The organism is Methanosarcina barkeri MS (assembly GCF_000970025.1).
In the GTDB taxonomy this organism is placed as follows: domain Archaea; phylum Halobacteriota; class Methanosarcinia; order Methanosarcinales; family Methanosarcinaceae; genus Methanosarcina; species Methanosarcina barkeri.
Map to the genome: position 1 here is coordinate 3,105,923 of NZ_CP009528.1, position 12,454 is coordinate 3,118,376.

Below are 12,454 nucleotides of genomic sequence, written 5' to 3' on the forward strand. Positions count from 1 at the left end.
GGAGGAGTTGGTTATCAATCACGATGAAGCTTTTCAAAGAGGACTGGGCCTGATTAAACAGAAAAGGTACGAAAAATCAATTAATGTCTTCAACAAGATTGTGGACAAAGATCCAGGTCATACAGGAGCTCTATTTAACAGAGGACTCGCGCTACTGAAAATCAAAAAACCAGAAGAAGCCCTCGACTCCTTTGACCAGGTCCTGCACTTAGAGCCCGAAAATTTCGATGCCCTGTACAAAAAAGGAATTGCTCTGGCCACCCTTGAAAAGTTTGAAGCAGCTCTCGAAGCCTATGACAACGCACTTGAAATAAATCCTGAAAATCCAAAAATCTGGTACCATAAAGGACTGGCGTTTGCTGAACTGGAAAAAAATGAGGCTTCAATTCTTTGTTTTGAGAAAGCACTTGAGCTTGAACCGAAATGCGAAAGCGCCTGGTATGCCCGAGGCACCGTAACTGGAAAAGCCGGTAGCTATGAAGAAGCACTGGAATGTTTTGAGCACGCACTTGAGATCAACCCGAAAAACGCAGACGCTTGCTACTCAAAAGGCCTGGTTCTTGCAAAGCTTGAGAAGTACGAAAAAGCGCTGGAATGCTTTGATTCTCTGATTCGGGAAAACTCCAGACATAAAGATGCCTGGAAACAAAAATATATTTCGTTGATAAAGCTGGGGAAGAACGAAGAAGCTCTGGAATGTGTTGACGTATTTTTAAGGAAATTTCCTGTTAGCGAGACTGCTCTCTATCAGAAGGGTATTCTTTTAAACAAACTTTCCCACTATGAAGATGCCGAGAAAACGTTTACTAAAATTTTAAAAATAAACCCAGGAAATAAAGAAATCTGGCTCAAGAAAGGTCTTGCTCTTATCCAGCTGCTCAGGCTCAATGATGCTATAAAAGCTTTCGAAGAAGCCATTAAGCTGGACCCTACTTATTTCGAAGCCTGGAATTACAAATGCCTTGCTCTAATGAAGCTTGAGGTCTATGAAGAAGCTCTGGAAGCCTTTGATTCTGTTCTTGAAATGTATCCAGAAACTAAAGAAATCTGGTACAATAGGGCTCTTGCTCTCGTGAAACTGCAGCGCTTTGGAGAAGCTGCAAAATCTTTTTCCAAGACTGCCGAACTGGACCCTGCATACGGTGATGCCCTTTACCAGCAGGGACGTTTGCTTGCCAGAGAAGGAAAGTATGAAGAAGCTCTCAAAGCCTTCGATTCCATGCTTGAACAAAATCCAGAATTTATTAAGGCCCAAAAGCTCAGGGGCACTATGCTGATCAAGTTAGGCCGTATCGAAGAGGCTCTTGACTCTCTTTCACAGAGCCTTGAAAAAGAACCCGAAAATTATGGGCTATGGCTGCAGCAAGGATTAATTCTCCTTGACAACGGAAAATTCGAGCCTGCCCTGAAAGCTCTTGAGAAAGTTGCGGAACTCAAACCCGATAACGACGCATGCTGGATGAATAAGGGCTTTGCACTCTATTCCATGGATCGCTATGAAGAATCTCTGGAAGCTTTTGAAGAGGGTCTGCGGCTAAACCCATATCTTGAGAAAGGCTGGAATAATAAAGGAATAGTGCTGGGAAAGCTTGGAAAAACGGAAGAAGCCCTAGAAGCTTTTGAAAAAGCTGTAAGCCTCAGGCCTGACTTTGAAGATGCCTGGAGAAATAGAGGACTGATTTTACTGGATGCCAACGAATATGAAAAAGCCGGCGAAGCCTTTGCCGAAGTTATTAAAATAAGTCCTGAAGACCTTGACTCCATTTACAACAGGGGAACAGCCCTGCTAAAACTCGGAAAAACGGAAACTGCCCTGGAATGCTTTGAAAAAGTTCTGTCCCTTAATCCCGATTATCCTGATTTATTATATAGCCTTGCAGCTGCACAGGCGAAGCTAGGAAAGCAGAAAGAAGCCCTGGAAACCTTTGAAAAACTAGTTGCCAAAAATCCCGAAGATCTGGAAATCCAGTGCAGGAAAGGAAAATTTGCAATGGAAATCGGAAAATATGAGACTGCACTTAAAGCTTTTGATCAGGTTCTCAGTGAGAATCCGGATTTTAGGGAAGCCTGGTATAGAAAAGGGCTTGCCCTGATAAAACTGGAACGCTTTGAAGAGGCTATCAGAGCTTTTGATGAAGTAATTATAGAAAATCTAAATTATAAAGAGATAGGTAGCTCTGATTATAAAGAGCTAAAAAATCTCGATCATGATGACATAGATAACCCAGTATGTGATGAGATAAAGAGTCCTGATTACGAAGACGAGAACCCTGATTACGAAGATGAAAATCCGGACTACGAAAACGCAAGTACTTACAAAGGATTTGCGCAAATGCAGCTTGGAAAGTATCTCCCTGCCCTAGAAACCTTTGAGAGCGCTCTTGAAGAAAAGCCAGATTCTGATATTCTCTGGTACTACAGAGGCCTTAGCCTGTATAGGATAAACATGTTAGAAGAAGCAGCGTGTGCCTTTGAGTCTGCAATTCGTCTTAATCCTAAAATGCAAGAAGCCCTCGAGTATAGAGCTCTATGTCTGTTTGAAACCGAACAATACAAAGCTGCCCTGGAGTCTCTTGAAGCTGTACTTGAAAGAAATCCGGAGAACCTTTCCGTACTCCATAAAAAAGCTATTTGTTTCCTGCAGTTAAGGAAGTATAAATCCGGAGCTAAAACCCTTTCCAGAGTACTGGAACTTGACCCTGACAACAAAGAAGCAAAGTTTGAGCTGGGGATCGCCAGTTTCGAATCCGGAGAGTACAATAAAGCCCTGTCTCTTTTTGAAGAAGTAAGTAAGGACTCAGATAAAGGCTTTTTTGTATACTGCCCTGAAAAAAACTCATCTGAACAAAATAACTCTAAACAAAATCTTTCTGGGCAAAATAACTCTAAACAAAGTATATCTGAACAAAATTTCACTAAACAAAACTTCTCTAAACAAAGTATGTCTGAACAAAACTTCACTAAACAAAATTTCTCTAAACAAGGCTTATTTAAACAAAATAACTCTAAACAATATCTTTCTGAGCAAAATAACTCTAAACAAAATCTTTCTGAACAAAGTACATCTGAGCAAAATAACTCTAAACAAAATAATTATGACGAAAAGTACTCTTCGCTCTACTGGAAAGGGCTTGCACTTATCAGGCTGAAAGCTTACGAAAAAGCGCTTGAGGTTTTTTCAAGGCTTACTGAAAATAATCCCCTGTTTGTAGAGGCCTGGTATTTTAAAGGAATATCCCATTCAAAACTGAAACAACATGAGGAAGCAACAAAAGACTTTGAGAAAGTCCTTGAGATTGAACCTGCTTATCAGGATACCTGTTATCAGTTGGGACTTTCCTGTTTTGAGCTTGGGGACTTTGAGGAAGCTATAAGGATTTTTGAAGCCGCCCTGAAAATAGATCCTGAAAACCTTGAAACCCTTTACATGAGAAGCCTCGCTTTACTGCGGTCGAAGAGATATAAGGAATCGGCTTCAGGTTTCAGGGAAGTACTTGAAAGAAATCCATTCGATACTGAAGCTCTTGCACACCTGAGCACAGCCTGCTTCAAGCAGGGGTTTTATGAAGAAGCCCTTAGACTCTTTGATCAGGTTCTGGAGATGAATCCAGAGCGAAAAACTGTCCTTTTCAGAAAAGGAGTTGCTTTAAAAGCTCTTGGAGAAGTAAAGAGGGCTTCTAGTATGTTTGACTCTGTTCTTAAATTGAAGCCAGACTGTACTTACGCCCTTGAACAAAAAGCCTATACTCATTTAGAGCTTGAGGAATATCCTGAGGCCGTTGAAGCATTTAAGACGGCTCTGGAATATTGCCAGAAAAAGGAAGATCTGCATTACTATAGGGGTATTGCCTTTTTCAGGCTTGGGAATTTTGAAGAAGCCGTAAAATCCTTTGAAAACGCTTTTGACCTCGGCTGCCAGCAACCCGAAATTTCTTATTACACAGGAATCGCCTACTTTGAAAGCAGAGAATATAAAAAAGCCGTGGAAGTTTTTAATACTATCCTTGATTCCAGAGCACCGGATCCCGAAATTTTATACAAAAAAGCCCTGTCCCTTTTCGAACTTGGAAAGCCAGAAGAAATGGTTTCTACAGTTTATGCTCTTCTCGAACTTGAAACCGAGAACTTTAATATTAAAGACGCTGGAGAGTTTGAAGAAGAAAATTATGAGGAAAACGCAGGAGAAAGCACAGGAGAAGAAAACGCAGAAGAAATTCCGGCTTTCGAGAATACAAAAGCTTTTGAAGAACTCCTCGAAAAGTTTGCATTCTCCCTGATAGAGCTTGGAAGATATGAAGAAGCCCTGCTACCTCTTGGAAAACTTACAGCAAACGAATCGATTTCAAAAGAGGTCTTTTACAGCAAAGGGATTGTGTTTCAGGAGCTCGGCAGATATGAGGAAGCCCTTGAAATATTTTCTGAACTACTTTCCCTTTATCCTAACTTTGAAAAAGCCTGGTATAGAAGAGGACTCATTCTATTTTCTCTTGGATACTATGTTGAAGCTCTGGAGTCCTTCGAACAGGCTGCCCTGGAAGATCAAACAGAAACTCCTGAAAAAGTTAACGAATTAAGCCTGGAAGAAACTCAGATAGAAAAAATGAGAGAAAGCCCTGAGTTGGAAGATGAAATAAGATTAGAAGATGAAATAAGATTAGAAGATGAAATAAGATTAGAAAATGAAACAAGATTAGAAGATAAATTTGGATTAAAAGAGAAATTAAGTGACACTGAACTTGAAGATGTCTGGATGAAAATGGGGCTTTCCCAGCTCAAACTGGAACGTTATGAAGACGCCATAGATATATTTGAGAAACTTCTTGAAGTAAAACCCGAGGTTGCCGACCTCTGGTACGTCGCAGGGCTCGCTCTAAGGGGGCTTGACCAGGATGAACAAGCCGTTGAAGCTTTTGAAAAGGCCGTGGAACTCGATCCAACTCTAGAAGCTGCCTGGGAGCAGATAGGGCTTTCCCTTCTTAGATTAAATATGTACGAGGAAGCAAGCCAGGCTTTCAGTTCTGCTCTAACCCTGAAACCTGACAACGTAAACACTCTCTACAGCCGATCAGTTGCCAGTTTCAATCTCCAGCGCTTTGAGGAAGCCGCTCAAGACCTAGAAAGGGTACTCCTGTCCACCCCTGATTTCCCGAATTATATTGAAGCCTGTTACAGGCTCGGGATTGCTAGAATGGAACTTCAGGAGTATGAAAAAGCCCTTGAGGCTTTTGATATTATTTTGCAGCAGGACCCGGCGCATAAGGAAGCTCTCTATTACAGAGGGCTTGTGCTTTTTAATCTTGGTGAATACGAAGCTGCTGCTGATACTTTTGGAGTGCTGCTGGAAGCCTCACCCGAAGACCCTGAAAGCCTGAACTATCTTGGGCTCTGCCTGCTGGAACTCGAAAGCCCAGAAGCGGCATTGAAAGCCTTTGAAAAAGCCGCCCTTTTCAATCCGAAGAATGAAGAAGCTCTGTATAACGCAGCCACGACTCTTATCAAGCTTAACCGTCCCCAGGAATCAATCGGCTATTTTGACCGTATCCTTGACATTTCCCCTGAGAATCTCGATGTCCTGAACTACAAAGGAATTGCCTTCTGCAAGCTTGAAATGTACAGAGAAGCCCTGAAAGCCTTTGACCTTGCGTTAGAAAAAGACCCTGAAAACATCAAGGCAATTTATAGTGTAGGGGTTGTCTGTTTCAAACAGAAACTCTATGAAACTGCCTGCCGGGCCTTTGACGAAGCCCTTGCCATTAACCCCTGGCACGAGCAGTCACTGAAATATCTCGGGATATCTCTTGCAAAAATAGAAGAATATGAGGATGCCCTGAGAACCTTTGATAGGCTGCTTAGGATAAGACCTCATGATATGCAAGCTATGAATTACAGGGGAGTTATCCTCGGGAAACTGGGAAAGTATACCGAGGCCATAAACACCTTCAATGAAATCCTTCGCCTCTATCCCGAAATGTCAGACGCGAAAAGGAAACTTGAAGCCTTAAAATGCATTGAAAACAAAGAGGATTCCAGTGAAGATCTCTACTAATGTTTTTAGTAGAGGAGAGATTTAGGAGAAAAGAAGAGAGGATTTTACAGATAAGAGGTGGAGTTAAAAAATAATAAGAGGTAGAGTTAAAAAATAATAAGAGGTAGAGTTAAAAAAATAAAAAGAGGTTGCTTTATCTTCAAGTATTCAAGCCTGCTTTATAGCCTCTTGGGAAACAGTCACTATAACCTCTTTCATAGCCTCTTGCATAATCGCTTTTCCTGGCTTCTTTCTTTATAAATGCACTGTAGGGCTTCCTGCTGTCAGCTTTGCCTTCTCTAAATCCGTCTCTATAACCATCTCTGCAGCCGTCTTTGTAGCCTCTATCATATTCTTTTTGATTTCCGCCTGCTGACCCAGCTTTCAGGCCTGCCTGATAGCCTTTCGGGAAGCAGTCGCTATAACCTCTTTCGTAGCCTTTATCATAATCGCTTTTCTTGGCTTCTTTCTTTATAAATGCACTGTAGGGCTTCTTGCTATCGGCTTTACCTTCTCTAAATCCATCTTTATAGCCATCTCTGCAGCCGTCTTTGTAGCCCCTGTTGTATTCTTGCTGATTTGCGCTTACCGCCGCAACTGTCACTGATACTATAAAACAGGCTACCAGCAAAATAGCCAATGTCTTTTTTATACCCATTTATTCACTCCCAAAATCTGTTTCAACTTTGCCAATTGCCAACAAAATCAATTTCAAACATATGCAACATAACAGTCATTAGTAATAGAATATAATATTAATAGAAATATAAATAAGGAAGAAATAAAAATCTTCGCATCGAAAGAACCAGGATGTACATAGGCACAAAAACTTGACTTCAAACAGTATATCCGAATTACTGATTATTTTCCGGCAGTGTCTCAAATTTGCTGTAAATTCGAAATCAAATCGTTGTGTACGTGAGGAAATTAATCTTCTGAGATGGTGTTTTCTGCCATATAACTCTTTAAAGTTGTGATTTTACAGAAAAAGAACATGACATTCTTTCATGCGTCTTCGGTTAAGTGAGAAATCGTGATAAATTGCGTCAATTTCTCCAACATTTATCAAATATTTTAATAAATTAGGATTTATCATTCCTCAAAATAGATAAAAGTTTCAGAACTATTTTCCGTGATCTGAAACTCATTGACCATTCTTGATCCGAGATTTGGAGAAGCAATTTTGAGTTATGGAATAGGCTCTTCTGAATATTCTTTTATGAAATATATCCTGAAACTCAAAATTGTTTATTTAGACTTCTGAATATTCGTTTATGGAATATATCCTGAAACTCAAAATTGTTTATTTAGACCTCGGATTTGAGATAATCAATCAAGTTATTAATCTTGAAAAATCTTCCCAAAAACCTTACTGAGTGAGAAAATAACTGATTTTGGGATAAATCCATGTAGTAGTGTAAACAACTTCTGTCTGAAGAAATCAATAATCAAACACGAAATTAAAACGCCAATTCCCGAAAATAGCATATGACGAACAAAAAGAGGACTGTAAGAATAATCAGCGCAATGCAAGATCTTGGAATACAACACATCTAGTACAAATGGATGATTTGAGATTAGATATATACCAAAAACAGATGTTGCCATAAAATTTATTGTTGTGGATTGTATTTTGATACTTTTGAACACCATAAAAAAACAAATTGCTCCTAATTCTACAAAAATAAAATTGTAGTTCCATGGGTCGGCAAAGAAGTACTCGGGAGTTTCAGGAAGTGTATTAAGAAGCATGGCTCCAAAGAATACTAAAAGACTACACATAAGATATCCTAATAAGAAATAGGTTCGATTCTTGACTGGAAGATCATACTTTCTGATATATGCGCCTACACAATAAAGAAAAACGAAATTATATACACTGTATCCTGTATCAGTAAAATAAGTGAAATTAATTGACGGCAAGATTACAAAAAAAACTGCGGAAACTAAAATTAATTTTTTATGATATTCTTTTTTCATATTTTGAAGTGCCGTGTTTAAAAATGGAGAAAAGAGATACAGAACGATGTATATTGTCACAAACCAGTATGTCCCAGTAATAACTGGTAAAAATGCTTGTAACATTGTGGGTACGGTCAGAGGCTCAATCCCAGTAAACCAAAATATTGATGAAATCGTTACCGAATAAAAAATAACCTGAGCCCAGAGATCAATGATTTTTTTTAATTTAAATTTTCCATTAATTTGATAGTATCCAGTTATAAGTATAAAACAATCTACTGCAATGATAAATAGGCTTTCCAATCCATAAGTAAAATAATAATTTGAATCCGAAGGTGTTAGTACATGAAGTGCCTCTCCATACTTAAAATAATGGAGACATATGATCATTGAGATTAAAACAATCCTTAATAACTCAAAATTTGAGTCGCGAATAGTGCTTTCATTAGATGACATAGATATCGTTTTATTATTGTTTTGCGTTTTGTGCCGGTGACATAGATATCGTTTTATTATTGTTTTGTGCTTTGTACCGACCGTTGTCAATGCCATATATAAAGTAAAATGAAATAAAAACAAAAGATGAGCCTATCCCAAAAGCCATTTAGTCCTTAATCATCAAGAATTTTCAGGATTGTTTTCATGATCAGAAACTTGATTGATTATTCGAAATACATGATTCAGATAAGCAATTTTGAGTTTTGGGATCAGCTCGATATTAATCTAAGGTATTGAACACAATTTGTTAATTTTCATAAAATATTTACTTTATCATAGTTTATATATCTTATAAATATAGGAGTTACGCAGTTGGCTCCTAGCATATTGTTTTTTCCAAACTTTCAAATATTTGAATTAATTTAACGTGTATTGGGGATTCCTTAAGTATTCTGTCACTGCCACTCTTCTAATTTTCATAGCACTTTCAAACCAGGATATTCCACTTTTGATTCTTTGTAATTCCAGTCTAAGAAAAGCTCTTAATGAGAACATTATATGTGCTCTTTGTGATTCTTCCTTTCTTGCCTGACATTTTTCGACACCACAGAACTGTTTTATTCCCCTATGATATTCCTCAATTTTCCATGACTTCTTTGCCAAATCTTCACGTTTTGCTTCATCCATCTCTTGCACATCTGTAACCCAGTGTTGCGTGTCTCCATTTTTTGAAACTATCCTAAACACCTTTACAAATCCATATGCTTTGAGGTGAACCACACGTCCTTTTGGAGGAATATCTACTGTTTCAAGTGGCACATTTCCCTTGTTGTCAGGATTTACCAAACGATTATTTTTCAATCTTGTAAGGAAATGCCACTCTTTCTGTCTAATGGCTTTAAGGTTTTTCACACTTGCATACCATGTATCAAATAAAACGAATTTGGGATTAAAACCACGTTCTTCGGCCTTGTCAAGCATATCACGGAAATGGTCATTCTTTGTTTTGTCGTCTACATCGATGTTATAAATTCGAAAATCGATAGGTATAACGGTTGTACCGTCAGTCCAAACTAAGGTAACCAGGCCTATTCCCTTTACAGTACGATGATGTTTTCCACTCCACATACGACGAACAAAAGCAATTTCTTCTGCGTATGGTTTATCTAATGTTGAATCATCAACAATTAGGTATCCTCCCTTAAGCTTGACATAACTTTTTACTTCCTCCCATAGTGCTTCCGTGTCTGGAGGTTGCCTTTGAAGGCAACGAGTAAAAGCATCATGAGAAGGAGCATTAGCTATGTCTGGATAACATCTAGCAGCTTCAGTACAGCTAAAAACGTTAGAAGCCGCAATGAGAAAATTAATGTAGTCAATGTCGGTACACTTAGGTGGATTTATGTCCATAACTCCGTACGTTTTTAGAGAAACACTAAGCCATAAGTATATTTATAAAGATATCAAGTTTTCGGCATTTTAACTGCGTAAGTCCTAAAATAAAAAACATTAACGTTAGGTATATCATATTAAGTTTTAAACATTTCCTTTCGAACTTTGTATACACGTCTTTATCATGGACTAAAGATATCAATAGTTAGAAGATACCTGTGAAAGGTCAACTCTTTTTGAGACTTATAGCTGTTTTGTGCGGATCGTGAATTGTTTATCAAATAAAAAGATCATAAAAAACAAATAAACAGCGAACTTAAATTTGATAATAAATCGTAAATATTTTTATAAGTTATTTTACAGTATATATTTTTATAATAAAGTGTTGTAAAATTACCAATTCAAAAATAAAGCCTAAAGACCTTAGAATAAACAAATCAAGATGTGCAGCCTTGTGCGATTATTACTAAGCTGATAAAATCCAGCAAAATTTGGATTTTGAGACACTCTCTTTGAAAGTGGCTATAAAACTCACTATAAACTACTACTCGAAATAGCGAAGAGATAGCTTTGAGATATTTGCATTAAAACACACTAGAGGGTAAAATGAAGACAATTAAGTACTTGATAATTTTATTTGTTCTGCTAATTGTGGTGATTTTGGCTATTCCATCAGAAGACACATCTTTACAGGGAATACTTAACTGGAAAGGGCAAGATTGGCCTTTGACATCTGGCTACGCAGACCCCGGTAATAATTACCGGAATAATACAGGTGCACGGATAGATAATCAACCATCAGGAGTGAATACATACCCTTTAGATGGAGTACTTAACTGGAAAGAGCAAGATTGGTATCTAACATCTGGCTACGCAAATCCCGGTAATAATTACTGGAACAATACAGGTGCATGGATAGATGACCAAGATAGACTGCACTTAACAGTTGTAAACGATAGCGGTACATGGAAAAGCACAATGTTAAATAGCCAAAACACATATTGTTATGGTACTTTTACATGGAATGTAGCTTCACCTGTTTTTACTTTTGGCAAAAATTGCGTGGTTGGACTTTGTACTTATTTAGATGATTATAATGCGTCAAATGTAGTGATTTCAAGATGGGGTGACCCTAATGGGAATCAACTCTGGTATTACAAAGAACCTTCTACAGTTAAAGGAAATAGTAAAGAGTATCTGGTTTCACCGAGCATTGAAGGCGCAAACACAACTTATAGAATTGAGTGGAAACCCAATTATATAAGATTCACATCCATGCAGGCAGATGGAACAGTAATAGCAGACTATAATAATACAAATAGTTCTACAATTCCGAAAGAGCCTGAAAGTGTCATAATGAATTTATGGTTAGTGGCTCCTCCATCCGATGGAAAAAACATTGAACTTATAATTAGTAACTTCACAGTTACTAATAATTGAGTTACAAAGTGGCTTTTAAGCCACTAAACTCCTTTCTTATAAATATTTAGAAAATTGATGCCAAAAATGCTTCAATTAGAGTTGTTAGTATAAAGCCTGAACAAAAAAATATTAAGTTTGTTATGGCTAATAAAATTAAAGATTTTTACAAACCGATCTTCCGTATTCCTGTCAGCTTAGACACGATTGTATTGAACAAATTGGTTTTAAGATGAGATACAAACCAGCTAATGGGGCATGAAAAGTAGTTATTAGTGATCAATTTAGTAAACGCCAATAGGAATTTAACATTTTTATCCACATCCTTCTTGCTCAATCGCGGAACTTTTTCAAGCATTTCTATAGATTCTTCCTCGTCTAAGCCGTATTTTCTAGCCTGGGACCGGAAAAATTCATAGTCTATAGTCTCATCTTCAAAAAAAAACTGCCCTGTAAAGACATTGGCGACATAAGCACCACCTATCATAAAAGGAGCTGCTATGGACCATATGTTGGTCTGACTCCTGTAAATCTTAAACTCTCCAAGAGAAACATTCACGAATAACTTTTTATCGTTTTCCATGCAGAGTTTGCAGTCTTTGGGATATACACTATAGAATCTAATCAAGGTATCATGCCACCCGACACCTGCTAGAACATTGCCTTTGAGATCAACCAGGGCTATTGGAATGGAAGAACGTTTATAGAAATCACTCATAAGAGACTGGATTGCCTGGGTTTCGATAATATTATTAACCTCTAAGTTCTCTGCCTTCTTTGTAGACAAAAGAATACTCCACAATAATAACATCATGCACTGTTTACTTTTACTCAGTACATCCCCTACCTGTTTTTGCTTGAAAATGTTTTGATTTATGTAGAAGCAATCGAGAAGCGCGCCGCATTTGTCAAAGCCAAGATGTGACTTCTTATGCACCCACCTGGGGATTGTCCAGTTTAATTCTAATAGTCCTTTTCGCTTCTTCTGTAAAACTTTTGTTTTGTAAATGTCTTTTGATAATTTAATAGTGACATCAGCCAAAACTAATACGGACACAAAAGTCTGTAGGTATCTCGGCAGTAATTTATTCCAATTACTGAATTGATAATAAATATGATACGTGAAAATCAAATGAAGGTATCGTGTCAATAACACATGCCAGATGTTGAGTTGATCAGGTACACTATACGCAAAAATCATATGCAAGTACTGCATCA

6 protein-coding genes are annotated in these 12,454 nt (G+C 37.9%); 2 read left to right on the forward strand and 4 right to left on the reverse strand.

All coding sequences use genetic code 11. The features are described from left to right. The first annotated feature begins 7 nt into the window (after nucleotides 1-7). Complete coding sequence (locus MSBRM_RS12465) at nucleotides 8-6,046, forward strand: tetratricopeptide repeat protein (protein WP_048155866.1); 6,039 nt, start codon at nucleotides 8-10, stop codon at nucleotides 6,044-6,046. A 139-nt stretch (nucleotides 6,047-6,185) separates the two neighbouring features. Here MSBRM_RS12465 and MSBRM_RS20885 read toward each other — a convergent pair whose 3' ends face one another. The 3 genes from MSBRM_RS20885 to MSBRM_RS12480 form a co-directional block, all read right to left on the reverse strand. Further along, nucleotides 6,186-6,683, reverse strand: a complete 498-nt coding sequence (locus MSBRM_RS20885; RefSeq protein WP_052712885.1) for a FliH/SctL family protein — start codon at nucleotides 6,681-6,683, stop codon at nucleotides 6,186-6,188. A gap of 683 nt (nucleotides 6,684-7,366) precedes the next feature. After that, nucleotides 7,367-8,443 carry an acyltransferase gene (locus MSBRM_RS12475; protein ID WP_158498933.1) on the reverse strand — a complete coding sequence of 359 codons (1,077 nt, stop codon included), beginning with the start codon at nucleotides 8,441-8,443 and terminating at the stop codon, nucleotides 7,367-7,369. 399 nt (nucleotides 8,444-8,842) lie between these two features. Beyond that, nucleotides 8,843-9,835 carry an IS701 family transposase gene (locus MSBRM_RS12480; protein ID WP_048155834.1) on the reverse strand — a complete coding sequence of 331 codons (993 nt, stop codon included), beginning with the start codon at nucleotides 9,833-9,835 and terminating at the stop codon, nucleotides 8,843-8,845. 588 nt (nucleotides 9,836-10,423) lie between these two features. Between MSBRM_RS12480 and MSBRM_RS12485 the strand changes: the two genes are divergently transcribed. Beyond that, nucleotides 10,424-11,257: a glycoside hydrolase family 16 protein gene (locus tag MSBRM_RS12485; protein WP_048120806.1), complete on the forward strand. Its 834-nt coding sequence runs from the start codon at nucleotides 10,424-10,426 to the stop codon at nucleotides 11,255-11,257. A 145-nt stretch (nucleotides 11,258-11,402) separates the two neighbouring features. Here the strand turns inward: MSBRM_RS12485 and MSBRM_RS20515 are convergent, their stop codons facing one another. Next, on the reverse strand, nucleotides 11,403-12,173 hold the full coding sequence (locus tag MSBRM_RS20515) for a PocR ligand-binding domain-containing protein (RefSeq protein ID WP_230628857.1): 771 nt from the start codon (nucleotides 12,171-12,173) through the stop codon (nucleotides 11,403-11,405). Between the last annotated feature and the right edge of the window lie 281 nt (nucleotides 12,174-12,454).